Origin of the sequence: Vibrio sp. Isolate34 (assembly GCF_022397915.1) — a bacterium.
GTDB lineage: Bacteria > Pseudomonadota > Gammaproteobacteria > Enterobacterales > Vibrionaceae > Vibrio.
The window spans coordinates 234,452-248,659 of record NZ_JAKEUO010000002.1 but is presented as its reverse complement, the minus strand read 5'-3'; the positions used below and the strand labels follow the sequence as shown (position 1 = coordinate 248,659).

At 44.5% G+C, this 14,208-nt stretch carries 17 protein-coding genes; 10 read left to right on the top strand and 7 right to left on the bottom strand.

The window, feature by feature from the left end; translation table 11 throughout:
• Nucleotides 1-4: 4 nt before the first annotated feature.
• Both rimK and L1D22_RS03765 read right to left on the bottom strand, forming a co-directional pair.
• Nucleotides 5-910 carry a 30S ribosomal protein S6--L-glutamate ligase gene (gene rimK, locus L1D22_RS03770; RefSeq protein ID WP_132743171.1) on the bottom strand — a complete coding sequence of 302 codons (906 nt, stop codon included), beginning with the start codon at nucleotides 908-910 and terminating at the stop codon, nucleotides 5-7.
• 564 nt (nucleotides 911-1,474) lie between these two features.
• Nucleotides 1,475-1,762 carry a helix-turn-helix domain-containing protein gene (locus L1D22_RS03765; RefSeq protein WP_004741665.1) on the bottom strand — a complete coding sequence of 96 codons (288 nt, stop codon included), beginning with the start codon at nucleotides 1,760-1,762 and terminating at the stop codon, nucleotides 1,475-1,477.
• 205 nt (nucleotides 1,763-1,967) lie between these two features.
• Here L1D22_RS03765 and L1D22_RS03760 point away from each other — a divergent pair, with 205 nt between their 5' ends.
• From L1D22_RS03760 to L1D22_RS03745, 4 genes are all read left to right on the top strand, one after another.
• Nucleotides 1,968-2,315 carry an ArsC family reductase gene (locus tag L1D22_RS03760; RefSeq protein ID WP_239828754.1) on the top strand — a complete coding sequence of 116 codons (348 nt, stop codon included), beginning with the start codon at nucleotides 1,968-1,970 and terminating at the stop codon, nucleotides 2,313-2,315.
• A gap of 177 nt (nucleotides 2,316-2,492) precedes the next feature.
• Nucleotides 2,493-3,629, top strand: coding sequence for a succinyl-diaminopimelate desuccinylase (gene dapE, locus L1D22_RS03755; protein WP_239828753.1), 1,137 nt, complete (start codon nucleotides 2,493-2,495; stop codon nucleotides 3,627-3,629).
• 45 nt (nucleotides 3,630-3,674) lie between these two features.
• Nucleotides 3,675-4,349 carry a M15 family metallopeptidase gene (locus L1D22_RS03750; protein WP_239828752.1) on the top strand — a complete coding sequence of 225 codons (675 nt, stop codon included), beginning with the start codon at nucleotides 3,675-3,677 and terminating at the stop codon, nucleotides 4,347-4,349.
• Nucleotides 4,350-4,357: 8 nt separating this feature from the next.
• On the top strand, nucleotides 4,358-4,567 hold the full coding sequence (locus L1D22_RS03745) for a DUF2897 family protein (RefSeq protein ID WP_239828751.1): 210 nt from the start codon (nucleotides 4,358-4,360) through the stop codon (nucleotides 4,565-4,567).
• A 145-nt stretch (nucleotides 4,568-4,712) separates the two neighbouring features.
• On the opposite strand, the gene bamC is transcribed toward L1D22_RS03745, so the two are convergent.
• A complete protein-coding gene (gene bamC / locus L1D22_RS03740) occupies nucleotides 4,713-5,759 on the bottom strand; it encodes an outer membrane protein assembly factor BamC (RefSeq protein WP_132762046.1) in 1,047 nt (348 codons plus the stop codon).
• Between the two features lie 48 nt (nucleotides 5,760-5,807).
• Nucleotides 5,808-6,686 carry a 4-hydroxy-tetrahydrodipicolinate synthase gene (dapA, locus tag L1D22_RS03735; RefSeq protein WP_017632493.1) on the bottom strand — a complete coding sequence of 293 codons (879 nt, stop codon included), beginning with the start codon at nucleotides 6,684-6,686 and terminating at the stop codon, nucleotides 5,808-5,810.
• A 374-nt stretch (nucleotides 6,687-7,060) separates the two neighbouring features.
• Here dapA and L1D22_RS03730 point away from each other — a divergent pair, with 374 nt between their 5' ends.
• Both L1D22_RS03730 and bcp read left to right on the top strand, forming a co-directional pair.
• Nucleotides 7,061-7,603 carry a glycine cleavage system protein R gene (locus L1D22_RS03730; protein WP_017632494.1) on the top strand — a complete coding sequence of 181 codons (543 nt, stop codon included), beginning with the start codon at nucleotides 7,061-7,063 and terminating at the stop codon, nucleotides 7,601-7,603.
• A gap of 12 nt (nucleotides 7,604-7,615) precedes the next feature.
• The gene (bcp, locus tag L1D22_RS03725; protein WP_060468301.1) at nucleotides 7,616-8,086 is read left to right on the top strand and encodes a thioredoxin-dependent thiol peroxidase; all 471 of its coding nucleotides are present in this window, start codon (nucleotides 7,616-7,618) and stop codon (nucleotides 8,084-8,086) included.
• A gap of 146 nt (nucleotides 8,087-8,232) precedes the next feature.
• Here the strand turns inward: bcp and L1D22_RS03720 are convergent, their stop codons facing one another.
• Nucleotides 8,233-9,309: an AI-2E family transporter gene (locus L1D22_RS03720; protein WP_239828750.1), complete on the bottom strand. Its 1,077-nt coding sequence runs from the start codon at nucleotides 9,307-9,309 to the stop codon at nucleotides 8,233-8,235.
• Nucleotides 9,302-9,541, bottom strand: coding sequence for a sulfurtransferase TusA family protein (locus tag L1D22_RS03715; protein WP_017629428.1), 240 nt, complete (start codon nucleotides 9,539-9,541; stop codon nucleotides 9,302-9,304). Before L1D22_RS03715 ends, L1D22_RS03720 begins: the two co-directional genes overlap by 8 nt.
• 178 nt (nucleotides 9,542-9,719) lie before the next feature.
• Between L1D22_RS03715 and L1D22_RS03710 the strand changes: the two genes are divergently transcribed.
• The 4 genes from L1D22_RS03710 (at nucleotide 9,720) to L1D22_RS03695 (ending at nucleotide 12,673) form a co-directional block, all read left to right on the top strand.
• Nucleotides 9,720-11,174, top strand: coding sequence for a M48 family metallopeptidase (locus tag L1D22_RS03710; protein ID WP_239828749.1), 1,455 nt, complete (start codon nucleotides 9,720-9,722; stop codon nucleotides 11,172-11,174).
• A 114-nt stretch (nucleotides 11,175-11,288) separates the two neighbouring features.
• Nucleotides 11,289-11,639, top strand: a complete 351-nt coding sequence (gene arsC / locus L1D22_RS03705; RefSeq protein ID WP_017629430.1) for an arsenate reductase (glutaredoxin) — start codon at nucleotides 11,289-11,291, stop codon at nucleotides 11,637-11,639.
• Nucleotides 11,640-11,645: 6 nt separating this feature from the next.
• Nucleotides 11,646-12,239: an NAD(P)H:quinone oxidoreductase gene (wrbA, locus tag L1D22_RS03700; RefSeq protein WP_239828748.1), complete on the top strand. Its 594-nt coding sequence runs from the start codon at nucleotides 11,646-11,648 to the stop codon at nucleotides 12,237-12,239.
• On the top strand, nucleotides 12,236-12,673 hold the full coding sequence (locus L1D22_RS03695) for a DUF2069 domain-containing protein (RefSeq protein ID WP_239828747.1): 438 nt from the start codon (nucleotides 12,236-12,238) through the stop codon (nucleotides 12,671-12,673). The genes wrbA and L1D22_RS03695 overlap by 4 nt, the downstream gene beginning before the upstream one ends.
• A 109-nt stretch (nucleotides 12,674-12,782) precedes the next feature.
• Here the strand turns inward: L1D22_RS03695 and L1D22_RS03690 are convergent, their stop codons facing one another.
• The gene (locus L1D22_RS03690) at nucleotides 12,783-14,036 is read right to left on the bottom strand and encodes a DUF2066 domain-containing protein (protein WP_239828746.1); all 1,254 of its coding nucleotides are present in this window, start codon (nucleotides 14,034-14,036) and stop codon (nucleotides 12,783-12,785) included.
• Nucleotides 14,037-14,208 lie beyond the last annotated feature (172 nt).

Sequence of the window (14,208 nt, the reverse complement as noted above, 5' to 3'; positions counted from 1 at the left end):
ATAATTATCCCTGCCCTCGTGTCTTATTAGCATTTAATTTTGCCTTTTTATCAATAAAATCATAAAGCTTACCTGCAACATCTAAGTTGGTAGCTCTTTCTATACCTTCTAAACCAGGAGATGAGTTAACTTCCATTACCATTGGACCACTATTGGCTCGCAGCAGATCCACTCCACAGAAATTTAATCCCATAATTTTTGCAGCGTTTACTGCCGTCTCTCGCTCCTCTTTAGTTAAACGAATAATTTCCGCTGAACCTCCGCGATGCAGGTTAGAGCGGAATTCCCCCTCAACCGCCTGTCGCTTCATCGCCGCGACAACTCGACCTCCAATGACAAGACAACGAATATCAGCTCCTCCAGACTCTTTTATGTATTCTTGAACGAGTATGTTAGCTTTGAGCCCCATAAAAGCTTCAATAATACTTTCTGCAGCTTTTGCAGTATCAGCTAAAACTACGCCAATACCTTGCGTGCCTTCTAACAATTTAATGACGAGAGGTGCTCCGCCTACATTCTTGATTAAATCTTTAATATTGTCCGGTTTACTCGCAAAACCCGTTCTTGGTAAGCCTATTCCTTTACGGGACAAAAGCTGCAAAGATCGTAATTTGTCACGGGAACGACTGATCGCTACAGATTCATTCACATTAAAAGTACCCATCATTTCAAACTGTCTTGCTACTGCTGTACCGTAAAAAGTAATAGAAGATCCAATACGAGGAATCACAGCATCATAAAGAGGAAGCTCATTACCTTTGTAACGAACCGTAGGTCGACTACTCGTAATATCCATATAACAATGCAGCGTATCAATCACATCAACAATATGCCCTCGTTCAACGCCAGCCTCTACTAAGCGACTTGTGGAGTACAACTTTGGATTTCTAGATAAAATTGCGATTTTCATTTTTATTTACCTTATAAGACAAATACAGTACTTGTTATATAATAGTTAGTATTCACCGACTTATTTCACTTTGTTCGAAATAACTTATTATCTGAGATCGGGCTGATATTGGCTACGCTCTAGAGTTTAACCAGAACACTCGTTCTGATTCATTGGGTGTCAAACTGTAGTTCTAAAGATATGACAGAGTTCAAGTTGCAGAGATAACTCAATCATGACACTGAAATATCTTAGATCGTGCTCTGAGTAAGCTAGCTTATTTCTTGTGATTTATTTTATGAAATTACAAGATAAGCGGATGAACAAGGAATGGATTGCTTTAAAGATGAGTGGTGTACTTTGGGATACGCAATATCAACTACAGTTTCTCGCAACGAAGCTGACCAAGAACAAATGAATTACCCCCACACTCTGATTGATATCAATCAATCCGGGTACCAAGAGGAAGTCACAGGCAGCGAAGGTCACTGGTACTGCTACTTATATAAGCAAATAAATTAGCGCATCGACATCTCGGTATACTTTGATTTTATAACGCCCAAAAGAAAGCCAGCTTTCGCTGGCTTATGCACTAAATCCAAGGCTTGTTGCTATATCGCCTTTACGTTCTAGAACCCACTGACTGTCAAATGGTCCCCAGTCGGATAACTGGTAATAACCATCATTATGACGTCGCCCATCTTGAACAAACATAAGTTCGATACCGATCCCCGGTAACGCCTTGAGTACATCTTGAATAGTACGACGAGGCCAACCCGTTTTTTCGATGAGTTTAGGCACATTTGGCCTATCAAGGCTTTCGACTAACAATGCTAAATATAGCCGCCTTGCAAAAACAGGACTCAACTCCATTGACACCTCCTATATATGTGCAACTCAATTATTTCTTTTTTCGCTGACAACATGTTGAGGCTGATCAATAACTCTCCAATAGTGACATTTTCTTACTGTTTTTTTTCGCTCAATGAAATATTCCTCACTCTATTTTGTCTGAATTGCCGCTTCCTGATAGGATTCAACTCATAACAATGAAATAAAATCACCCAAAGGAAGAATAATGACTATCACTATGTTTGGTATCCCAAATTGTGACACCATCAAAAAAGCAAAGAAATGGCTCGAAGCTGAAGGTATCGAGTTCGAATTTCACGATTATCGCAAACAAGGCATCACTGAAGAGTTAGTAACAAGCTTCTGTTCAGAGCTAGGTTGGGAGCTTGTGCTAAACAAACGTGGTACGACTTACCGCCAACTTTCTCAAAAGCAAAAAGACACATTAACGGAAGAAAAAGCCATTGCACTGCTTGTTGAACAGCCAGCAATGATTAAGCGCCCTATCTTGAAAGTCGATGGCAAGCTTCATATTGGCTTCAAAGCTGACCAATATGCTGCTATTTTTGCGTAATCAGCAATTTGCGTAATAAGCAATTAGCGTAATAAGCAATTAGCGTAATAAGCAATTAGCGTAATAAGCAATTAGCGTAATAAGCAATTATTAGAACAGATAACAAAGCGTTGAACTTCCCCTGTTCAACGCCTGAAATTAATGACTAGACGTTTTATTTAAACAAGGAATTCAAGGATGACAGATAGCCCAACTTTGGCTCTGGCAAAAGACCTCATTAGCCGTCAATCGGTAACCCCTGAAGATGCAGGCTGCCAAGAGCTGATGATTAATCGCTTAAAAGCGCTCGGTTTTGAAATCGAAGTAATGCTATTTGAAGATACGACAAACTTTTGGGCTCGTCGTGGTACTGAAGCTCCACTGTTTGCCTTTGCTGGCCACACTGATGTTGTTCCGGCAGGCCCGATTGAGCAGTGGAATACTAAGCCATTCGAACCGACTATCGTAGACGGTTTCCTACACGGCCGCGGCGCAGCAGACATGAAAGGCTCTCTGGCTTCGATGATTGTTGCGGTAGAACAGTTCATTGCCGAGCATCCAGACCACACAGGTTCAATCGGTTTCCTTATCACATCGGATGAAGAAGGCCCGTTTATCAATGGTACCGTACGTGTTGTTGAAACACTAATGGCACGCGGTGAGAACATCGACATGTGTATTGTTGGTGAACCATCAAGCACTGAGTTCGTGGGCGATGTTGTGAAGAACGGCCGTCGTGGCTCTATCACAGGCGATCTAACGATTAAAGGTACACAAGGTCATGTTGCCTACCCTCACCTAGCAAACAACCCAGTACACAGCTCTCTGCTTGCTATTAATGAGCTTGCAACAACTGAGTGGGACAAAGGTAATGATTACTTCCCACCAACCAGCTTCCAAATTCCAAATGTGAGTGCGGGTACTGGCGCGTCAAACGTGATCCCTGGTGAGTTTAATGTTCAGTTTAACCTGCGTTTTAGTACCGAGTTAAGCAACGACATCATCGTTGAGCGCATCACAACAACACTCGACAAGTATGATTTCGAATACGACCTTAAGTGGACATTCAATGGCGACCCGTTCTTAACCGACGCAGGTTCACTGCTTGATGCTATTGTTGATGCTGTGGGTCACGTCAATGATGTGAAACCAGCTCTGCTAACGACCGGCGGTACGTCTGATGGTCGCTTTATTGCGCGTATGGGCGGACAAGTGGTTGAACTAGGCCCTGTGAATGCAACGATTCACAAGGTTAACGAATGCGTGAAAGTGGCTGATTTAGAAAAGCTAACTGACATGTACGAAAGAACATTAGTGAACCTGTTCGCTAAATAGTCTTTCATCAGCGATTCATAGCATCTAATTATTGAGAGACTCGTTATGACACCAGAGCAGCTTACCGGACAATCAGATTCTCATCTAGAGCCTAGCCTGATCGGCACCAAGACCTTCTTGGTCCACCGTGAGGTTAAGACTGACCTGAATAATTTGGTTGAAGCTGCTCAGCTCGCTGGTTTTAAAATGGAGATTGCCAGTGGCTTTCGCGACTATGAAAGGCAATCTCTGATTTGGAACCGTAAGTTTTCTGGCGAAGCTCCGATATTAGATTCAGAAAGCCAACCTCTTGATGCTTCAAAACTGACTGAACAGCAAAAGCTATCGGCTATTCTAAGGTGGTCTGCACTTCCCGGTGCGAGTCGTCACCATTGGGGTTGTGACTTCGATGTCTTTGCTCGTAATCACCTCCCTGAAGGCATACAGCTGCAATTAGAACCATGGGAATACCTTACTGGCCACCAGCAAGCGTTTTACCAATGGCTATCGGTTCATGCTGCACAATTTGGGTTCTTCTTTCCTTACAGCCAAGATTTGGGTGGTGTGGCGATAGAACCTTGGCATATTAGCCATCGTAACGTTTCGGAGTCGTGTTTATCACAGTTATCTCCCACTTTACTTGGCAAGCAACTCCAATCTAAGCCAATATTAGGATATGAGATTATTATGGAGCAGCTAGACGAGATCTACGCGCGCTTCGTAGCGAACATCAGTCATTAGGAGCGCTTATGTTGGAGTGGCTTACAAACCCTTGGGTTATCATCATCATCGTGGTTAGCGTTGTGGTGGGTAACATCGCAGCTCTTAAACAGACCGCTAATATGGATCTGACTGGTCGTGGCAAAACAGAGCGAGACTTAGATAAGCTCAATCGCTTGGATAAGCAGAATCAAGAGAAAGCTCAAAAAGAAGAGTCCGAAGACAGCAAAGACGTTTAGCCTTTTTATTTTGGTAAACTCACCTGCTTAACCCATAGACTGCTGAAAGCGAATACAAAAAAGAGGACACAGTGTGTCCTCTTTTTTATTGACTTTAGCTGATCACAGAGCTGATTTTACTCAGCTCTGAAACAGCTAAGCGCGACTACTCAGCTTTCGCTTCTTTGTCATCTTTGGTTTGGTCAGCGATATGCGCGAGTACCGGAACCATTGATTTAAGCAGCTCTTCTTCTACTGGCTTACCTGATGCATCCGTTACGTTGATCGACGTACGGTTACCAAGGTCACCAAATAGGAAGTTGTATGTGCCTGGCGCTAAGTCGATAGGCTGTAGGCCAATTTCTTCCCAGAATTCATCATCTGGCGCGGCGTACTTAGCTTTCACTGTACCTTGAGACTGGTTGCGCTCTTCAAGCTCAAAGCCCATAGCAGGCAACAAGCTTGGCAGACGCTGCCAGAATACATTGTATGGTGTGCGAGCAATAATCACAGGGAAGCCACTGCGGTCTGCACCCATTGAGATCGGAATACGCTTCACCAACTCTTGCGCTTTCAGCGCCGCTTCAGCACGAAGGTTTTCATCGTACTTAGCCATGACTAGGTTGGTTAGGAACGCGTTGTAACGCTCTTTGTTAGTAGCCGTTACTGGCTTCTCTTCAGAGCCTTCACGCCAATCAATCAGGTTAATCTTGAAGCCGTGACGGTTGTTTGCTTGGAAACGAGAGATAGAGTAGCGGCTGCCAATCTCTACATCTTCATCTTCAGAAACCCAAGTTACCCAATCAGTCTCAATCTCATTCTCTGATTGCTCACGAATGCCAATGCCACGCTGAGTTAGCATGTCTACAGCGGTTTGCCATACACGGTCTGCCTCTTCAGCACGAAGAAGCCATAGTGTCACTTCACCATTTTGACGCTCAGCACGAGCTCCTGGGATCAGCTCAAGCACTTGTTGCGGTGGACGAATATCCACTTCACGACCGGTACCACCACTGAATTCACCACTTGGGATGTCAAAGTTTGGGTAGAACTGAGGCTGAGCATCTTCAGGCAGCTGCCATTGTGAAAACTCAGGTGTTTCTAAGTATTCGAAATCATCTTTGGCTTGGCGACGTTGAGTCGGGCTGCCAGAACATGCTGTAAGAACGAAAACAGCCAGTGACCCAATCACTAGCTGGTGAGAATACTTCATTTATACTCCTAAATGCCGAAGGTTCGCTTCGGCATCACTTCATACGTTTTAGTAAATGCACGCTTCAGTCATTGCTTGAGCAACAACAGGTTGAGCTGGTTCTGACAGTTCAGTCAGCGGTAGACGTAAGCCACCTTCAGCAATTAGACCCATTTTATGAACCGCCCATTTTACGGGAATAGGGTTAGACTCAACGAACAAATTCTTATGTAGAGGCATCAAACGCTCATTGATCGCTTCTGCTTCTTCAAACTTACCTTCTTTCGCTAGTTTGAACATGGTTGCCATATCAGCGGCTGCAACGTTGTTAGTTACAGAAATCACGCCATCGCCACCACGCTTAACAAATTCTAGACCTGTTAAGTCATCACCACTTAGTAAGATAAAGTCTTCGCCACAAAGTTCACGGTGAATTGCAATTCTGTCGAGATCACCCGTCGCATCTTTAAGTGCAACGATGTTTTCGATCTCAGCAAGGCGAGCAACTGTCTCTGGTAACAAGTCTACAGCAGTACGACCCGGTACGTTGTATAGGATTTGAGGAACGTCACTTACTTCAGCAATTGCTTTGTAGTGTTGGTACAAACCTTCTTGAGTCGGTTTGTTGTAGTAAGGCGTTACACTCAGACAACCAGCAATGCCAGAACCATTTAATAAACGGCTGAATAGCACAGACTCGTGAGTTGCGTTCGCACCCGTACCAGCGATAACAGGAATACGACCATCAGCAAATTCAACGATCTTATTGACGACTTTGACATGCTCTTCAATTGTGAGTGTTGAAGACTCACCTGTTGTGCCAACCGCAACCAGACCATCACTACCTGCAGCAACATGGTGATCAACCAACTTTTTAAGGCTGTCGAAATCCACTTCGCCATCTGCGTTAAATGGCGTAACTAGCGCAACGATACTTCCTGAAAACATGTCTATCTCCCTTAATTTATTCTTTTTGCATGTTACTGTAAGCCAATCAATAAACACAAGACATTAAAGTCGCTTACCGGCAACATCTGCATTAAATATTGTCGTATGTTTGAGGTAAAACGACTTCTAACAGCGTTCTACCTAGAATTTGGGTAACCTGCGCTCAATCTAGCGGATAGCGCATCACCGGATGTCAGTAACAAGTAAGCTGTCGCCTCACTTTGTCATCTCTGTTTTTAACGTTCTCAATATTCCTATCATTTGTTACCAATTAGACGCAAGGTGCCTCATAAAAAGCCCCGCCCATACACTTATTCCTCAGGCTAACTGTGCTAACATGCAAGCATCAATGGAATATATAGAGACGTGATTTTATGACTCAACATCTAGTAATCACAGCTGTGGGCACTGATCGCCCAGGTGTATGCAACCAAGTGGTTCATTTAGTCACCCAATCAGGCTGTAACATTATTGATAGCCGTATCGCTCTGTTTGGCGAAGAATTTACGCTTATCATGCTACTGTCTGGAAAGGCAAATAACATTACCCGCGTTGAAACCACCCTGCCCTTGCTTGGCCAAGAGCACGACTTGATTACGATTATGAAGCGAACCTCGCCTCATGATGTTATTGAGAACTCCTACACGCTAGAAGTTTTCGTTGAGTCAGACGACAAACTCGGCCTAACCGAGCAGTTCACTCAGTTCTTCGCAGACCGAAACATCGGCCTCGATTCGCTTAGCGCGCAAACCATCAATAAGTCCAAGGTTCAGCTCGATAACGACCAATTCCATATCTCTATTACCGCTTCTGTGCAATCAGAATGTAATTTGATGCAGCTACAAGAAGAATTCAACTCGCTGTGTCAGAGCCTATCAGTCCAAGGCTCGCTCAACTTTATCAAAAACAGTCTTTAAAAAGGAAATGTCATGAATACGCTAACGGCTGGTGTTCCAGCACCTGCTTTTTCTCTTCCAGATCAAGATGGCAATATCGTATCTCTTGGTGACTTCAAAGGTAAAAAAGTACTTTTCTACTTCTACCCAAAAGCAATGACTCCAGGTTGTATTGTGCAAGCGGAAGGCCTGCGTGATATCAAAGCACAGCTTGATGACCTGAATGTGGTTGTTTTAGGTGTGAGTGTTGACCCAGTAAAACGCCTACCAAACTTCGTTGCGAAGAAATCTCTAAACTTCACACTGCTGTCTGACGAAGACCACAGCGTTGCTGAACAGTTTGGCGTTTGGGGTGAAAAGAAATTCATGGGTAAGGTATACGATGGTCTGCACCGTATTAGCTTCCTAATTGATGAAGAAGGTCAGATTGAACACGTCTTCAATAAGTTCAAGACTAAGACTCACCACGAAGTGGTTCTAGAGTACTTCAATCAAGAAGCTTAATGGTCTATTTCGATTAAGGCACTGAGTTACAGAAAGCTTTTGACCGAATAAGCTTCAGCGATACATAGAATTAAGAAGGCCGAATCTCAATGAGATTCGGCCTTCTTCGTAATGGATATTCGTTAATGCTTAAACGAAGACACTAATTAGTGCGAGTGCTCAGAGTCATCGTCTAATGCATGACTCGGTAAGGCGTTCCAAACCGCTTTCACTAGCGTTGCCAGTGGGATTGCAAAAAACACGCCCCAGAATCCCCACAGACCGCCAAACACCAATACCGCAACAATAATCGCGACTGGGTGCAGGTTAACTGCTTCAGAGAACAGAACCGGCACTAACACGTTGCCGTCTAGAGCTTGAATGATGCCGTAAGCGACTAATAGCCAGTAAAACTGAGGCTCTAGTCCCCATTGGAACAGGCCTACAATCGCCACTGGCACCGTCACTGCCGCAGCACCGATGTATGGGATTAGAACCGAGAAACCCACCGCTACAGCCAATAGTGCTGAGTAACGCAAATCCAGAATCGCAAAGGTCACGTAGCTCACACCACCAACGATTAGAATTTCTAACACTTTTCCTCGAATGTAGTTCGAGATTTGCTGGTTCATCTCAACCCAAACCTTAGTCGCCAGACGGCGGTTCTTAGGTAGAACACCACTTGCCATTCTGATCATCTCTTCTTTATCTTTCAGTAAGAAGAAAATCAGCAGCGGTACAAGAATCAGGTAAACCGCCAGTGTCGCCAAGCTCACAAGAGACGCTAAAGAGCCTTTAACAACGCTTTCGCCAAAGCCCAGCGCTTTGTTCTTTGCGTTAGACATAACTGACTCAACAATCTGCAAGTTAGCCAGTTCAGGATAACGCTCTGGAATCGTCGCGATGAACTTTTGTAGGCTGCCATACATGCTTGGAATATCATTGATTAGGTTGCCCACTTGCTCCCAAATGGTCGGTACCAAACCAAATATCGCCAATAACATCACGCTAAAGAACATTAAGATCACCAACATCACTGATGGGGTTCTTGGAACACCTAACCGTTGAAGTTGGGTAACCGGCCACTCAAGTAAGTAAGCCAACACAATGGCCACCAATAATGGCGCAATAAGATGACCAAAGAAGTAGATGGTAATAAAGCCGAATAGAATGATGGCAACCAAACTGACAGCGTGGGGATCAGAGAAACGTCGTTTATACCAACGATTGACCATTTCAAGCATTTGACTGCAATTCCTTTTTAGTGACGAGGAGATGGTGGTAATTAGAACAAACCTCAGTGACGACGACATAGGCTTGCTTAGATAAAAACGTAACAATATCTTTCATCGAGCTGATGTCAGAGACATAAATTGACAATGTTTGCCCTACTTCTAACTTTACACTGTGACGCTTGGCTAATAATAGCGCCATTGGACAGCGCTCTTGGCGTAAATCTAGAATATTAGGTGTCATTCTTGAGCCCGATGCTTATTATAAGGGTCGTATTGTAATCTGTTTTTGAAAACGCGCCATCATTCATTCATCTTCCTTCATGATAGCGCACGCACTTGGCAAAGGTTAAATCAGATAAAGAACCAATTTGCATCGCACTTGTCTTACTGTCAGAAGAAACGGAGTATTACTGACTAATATGTTTAAACGCGCTCGCTCAATTGCTTGCTTATGCATCGCAGCCACATTAAGCACCCCAACGTTGGCGAATACCAACAGTTTGGAGCTACCAGATATCGGTACCGCTGCTGGCGGCACACTCTCTATTGACCAAGAACTTATCTATGGTGATGCCTACATGCGCATCATCAGAAGCAGCCAGCCCATTGTTAACGACCCGGTTCTAAACCTTTATATCGATACGTTAGGCCACCGTTTGGTCGCGAATGCAAATGATGTAAAGACACCTTTCCAGTTTTTTATGATCCGTGACCGCAACATCAACGCCTTCGCATTCTTTGGTGGTTATGTTGCTTTGCACTCAGGGTTATTCTTGCATGCGCAATCTGAGAGTGAGCTCGCTTCTGTATTAGCGCACGAAATCGCGCACGTTACCCAACGTCACTTAGCACGTAGTATGGAAGATCAAGCTCGTCGTTCTCCTGCCACTATAGCTGCACTTGCGGCTTCCGTGTTACTGGCGATTGCAGCCCCTGAAGCAGGTATTGCAGCCTTAACCGCAACAACTGCGGGTAACATGCAAAGCCAGATCAACTATACGCGTAGCAACGAGAAAGAAGCCGACCGCTTTGGTATCAACACGCTGGCAAAAGCTGGCTTTGATGTGAATGCAATGCCACGTTTCTTCGGCCGTTTGGCGGACGAATACCGCTATGCAAGCACACCACCGCCAATGTTGCTGACTCACCCATTACCAGAAGACCGTATTACGGACTCTCGCGCTCGTGCACGCAGCTATCCACCGCTGAAGTTGGCTCCATCACTGGATTACCATCTAGCAAGAGCCCGCATTGTCGCGCGCTATGCAGGTATCAACAATGATGCGTCATTGGACTGGTTTTCACGTCAATTGAAAAAGGCACCAAAAGAGCTCGTCCCATCTTTAGAATACGGACAAGCATTGGTTTATCTCGACTCTAAAAAGCTAGACAAAGCAGAACCGATTCTGACCAAGCTGATTAACAGCGATCCGACCAACTTGTTTTATTTAGATGCTATTTCCGATCTTCACATTGAGAAGAAGCAGCCTGAGATTGCGATTAAAGAACTTAAATCTGCACTGGTTCGTCAGCCAAACAACCCGGTTCTGACCATAAACTATGCAAATGCCTTGATTGAAAAAGAAGATCTTACAGAAGCCGTTCGCGTATTGCAGCGTTATACACACGATAATCCGAACGACACCAACGGCTGGCACCTGCTTTCAAAAGCCAACACTAGCCTTGGAAACAGCGACGAAGATCTTGCCGCTCGTGCAGAAATTTTGGCTCTGCAAGCTAACTGGAACAAAGCGATTCAGTACTACACGCAGGCGAGCCAAATCGCAGAGCTGGGGAGTCTAAAGCAAGCGCGTTACGACGCTCGTATTGATCAGCTGATGATTCAGCGTGAACGTTTCTTGTCACTGCAATAAGTAGGATTGATTAGCAAAGACTCGTAGCAAAAAAAAACGCTCAACGAATACAATGAAGCCACTCGAATGGCTTCTACTGAATAACGAAATCAAAAATAATAATGAGGAAGAACCATGTCTGTCGTGATTTATCATAATCCACGTTGCTCAAAGAGCCGTCAAACGCTTGAACTACTTGAAACAAACGGTGTACAGCCTGAAGTTATCAAGTACCTAGATACGCCTTTAACTGTTGAGCAGCTGAAAGTGCTTTTCACTCAACTGGGCTTTGACAGTGTTCGCGAAATGATGCGCACCAAAGAAGCGGATTACAAAGAAGCAAACTTGGGTGATGCATCAGTCACTGATGAAGATCTTTTCTCAGCAATGGCAACCAATCCAAAACTGTTCGAGCGCCCTGTGGTTGTTGCGAACAACAAAGCAAAAATTGGTCGTCCACCAGAGCAAGTATTAGAGATTCTGTAATCCGATATGAGCATTAACATTCTTGTTCTTTACTACAGTCGCCACGGCAACACTCAAGCTTTAGCAAGACACGTTGCACGAGGGGTGGAGTCCATCCCTGAGTGTGAAGCTATGCTAAGAACAGTGAACGACGTGTACACAGTAGAAGAGCAGCCCGATTCGCGTCATCAGCCAACCGACCCTATTGCAACATTACAAGAGCTGCGTTCTTGCGATGGTTTAGCGCTAGGCAGTCCGGTTTGGTTTGGTAACATGTCAGGGCCAATGAAACACTTTTGGGATAGCACGACATCACTGTGGATTAATGGCGATCTTATCGATAAACCAGCTTGTGTTTTTACTTCTTCTTCATCACTGCATGGTGGCCAAGAGACGACACAGCAAAGCATGATGTTGCCACTTCTTCACCACGGCATGTTGGTAGTAGGCATTCCCTACTCAGAGCCTGCGTTGCACACCACTCAAACCGGAGGCACACCTTACGGTGCAAGCAGTACCGGAGAGAGTGCTTCATTGAGTAAAGAAGAGATTGAGTTGGCACAGAATCTAGGTAAACGCTTAGCGCGCATCGCCATCAACCAGAAGGGAATTTCTCAATGATGTATATGGCTGACAGGGCTATGTCTCCCCAGACAAAGTTATTCCGCTACCTTGCTTTAGCTGGCAACTTATTACTATTAGGTTGGGTTGTGGCGTGGCAGATGACACTTTCCCCGCATCCGCATCTGAGTAACACCACACTTGCGATTGCTTGGGCGGTACCGCTATTACTGCCATTACCGGGCATTCTAGCTGGTAAACCTTACACGCATGCTTGGGCTAACTTCGTCTTAATGCTCTACTTCCTGCATGCATTAACCATCTTGTATATAGACGGTGGTGAACGTTTACTAGCGGCTGTAGAGCTGCTTCTAACGACATTAGGCTTTGCGGGTAATATCTTATTTACTCGTTTTCGTGCTAAAGAGTTAGGCATCAAGCTGAAACGTCTTTCTGAAGTAGAAAAGAAAGAGAAAGCGAAATTCGAACAGTAATATTGATTCGTTACTCTTGAACTGACACTCGATAAACAAAAAGCCCCACAGGATTACTCTTGCGGGGCTTTTTTAATGTTTCGATTTAATCAGTGATATCAACAGACAATTACGAACGAACCCATTCGTATACCAAGCTTGGCTTAGCATGCACTGGCGCAGTGATGGTTAACTCTTCCATGTTGGATTCGTCTAGCGTTGCATCAGAAGTGCTTGTTAGCTCAGTGTCTGTAGATACCTCGCTGCCCTTAATCACTTGCACACCTGAGTCAGTTTCGTCGCCTGTCACTGTACTCGCTGAGTCATCACCCACAGACATAGTGTTGTCTTGAGTTTCAAACTCAGGGCCAACTTCAGGTTCAATGTAAGACTCTTCAACTTTCGCGACTTGACGAATGCTTTCAACTTCTTGTTCAAACTCTTGTTGAGTCGACAATAAGTGAATACGGAAAGTCACTTCGTTGTTTTGAATCTTAAGGATATCTAGGCTTGCAACCGAGTTTAGACGCTTAAGTGCGTTCTCTAACTGGAAAAAGTCTTGAGCATTATTCAGGCTAATAAACTGAGTTAAAATCGACTCTGATGATTCACTTGCTACCGTCACAGCACTTTTAGCTGCGTAGTAGTTACTGATTTGGTCGACGAGCTTCTTGGACGTTGTTGCGCTGTTACCCGATAAAGAACCACTCACTGGCGATGTTGGTGCGCTCGTCAATTGACTTGGTTTTTGGTCGTACAGAGTCCAACGTAAACCTGAAGATTGAGCCTTAATCACCAATACAGCATCAACTGGATAACGTTGACTCGCTTTACTGATTGGCGTGACAAAGCTGCCCCATAAATCAGACGTCGCAATACCCGTAATATCATCAAAATCACCAACAGGCAGCGTCAAAGGCAAGCCACGCTCTTTTGCGTTCGCTTGTAAGCCTGCAGCAAGTTGTGAGTTTGAGTGCTCCCAAACAATGTTTTTGTCGTAGCTGTCTTCTTCTACGAGCCAAACCAAGATGTTTGAACGAGTGTCAGGCCAATACGGCAATTGCGCTTGAGTTAATAGAGAACGGATTTGAGCACCGTTAAAGCGCATACGCAATGTTGATTGGTCATTGCTTTCGCCAAAACTCATTTGAGACATGTACTGCGCACTCTTACGCATCGCCTTTTGAATCGTTTCATTTGAAGCGACATCAGTTTGGCCAGTCGCACGTATCAATACCTGCTCCATACCTGTATTTCTTGCCACTTGTTCTGGCTGTTTGTCTTCAGCGTTAATCGCAACTTCAGCACTAAAGATATCTACTTGAGTTAAGGCATAACTCGGAGAGGCTAATAGTCCCATCAACAACAATGCTATGTAGCGCATATTGATCCTAATATTCAAAGCTTGTGCCTTGATGATAAGCAACTATGGATTGAGGGGCAAGGTCGATAGCGCCCACTGTGTTTAATAACCACAAAATATCACCTGGCCATGATAAATCGCTAACTTATAAACTGAATTTTCCGAGCTTAGATAGATATAAAACATCACTAAG

Coding starts and splice junctions, on each gene's coding strand:
- rimK (WP_132743171.1), bottom strand. CDS start 910: ATGAAAATCGCAATTTTATCTAGAAATCCAAAGTTGTACTCCACAAGT.
- L1D22_RS03765 (WP_004741665.1), bottom strand. CDS start 1,762: ATGGAGTTGAGTCCTGTTTTTGCAAGGCGGCTATATTTAGCATTGTTA.
- L1D22_RS03760 (WP_239828754.1), top strand. CDS start 1,968: ATGACTATCACTATGTTTGGTATCCCAAATTGTGACACCATCAAAAAA.
- dapE (WP_239828753.1), top strand. CDS start 2,493: ATGACAGATAGCCCAACTTTGGCTCTGGCAAAAGACCTCATTAGCCGT.
- L1D22_RS03750 (WP_239828752.1), top strand. CDS start 3,675: ATGACACCAGAGCAGCTTACCGGACAATCAGATTCTCATCTAGAGCCT.
- L1D22_RS03745 (WP_239828751.1), top strand. CDS start 4,358: ATGTTGGAGTGGCTTACAAACCCTTGGGTTATCATCATCATCGTGGTT.
- bamC (WP_132762046.1), bottom strand. CDS start 5,759: ATGAAGTATTCTCACCAGCTAGTGATTGGGTCACTGGCTGTTTTCGTT.
- dapA (WP_017632493.1), bottom strand. CDS start 6,686: ATGTTTTCAGGAAGTATCGTTGCGCTAGTTACGCCATTTAACGCAGAT.
- L1D22_RS03730 (WP_017632494.1), top strand. CDS start 7,061: ATGACTCAACATCTAGTAATCACAGCTGTGGGCACTGATCGCCCAGGT.
- bcp (WP_060468301.1), top strand. CDS start 7,616: ATGAATACGCTAACGGCTGGTGTTCCAGCACCTGCTTTTTCTCTTCCA.
- L1D22_RS03720 (WP_239828750.1), bottom strand. CDS start 9,309: ATGCTTGAAATGGTCAATCGTTGGTATAAACGACGTTTCTCTGATCCC.
- L1D22_RS03715 (WP_017629428.1), bottom strand. CDS start 9,541: ATGACACCTAATATTCTAGATTTACGCCAAGAGCGCTGTCCAATGGCG.
- L1D22_RS03710 (WP_239828749.1), top strand. CDS start 9,720: ATGTTTAAACGCGCTCGCTCAATTGCTTGCTTATGCATCGCAGCCACA.
- arsC (WP_017629430.1), top strand. CDS start 11,289: ATGTCTGTCGTGATTTATCATAATCCACGTTGCTCAAAGAGCCGTCAA.
- wrbA (WP_239828748.1), top strand. CDS start 11,646: ATGAGCATTAACATTCTTGTTCTTTACTACAGTCGCCACGGCAACACT.
- L1D22_RS03695 (WP_239828747.1), top strand. CDS start 12,236: ATGATGTATATGGCTGACAGGGCTATGTCTCCCCAGACAAAGTTATTC.
- L1D22_RS03690 (WP_239828746.1), bottom strand. CDS start 14,036: ATGCGCTACATAGCATTGTTGTTGATGGGACTATTAGCCTCTCCGAGT.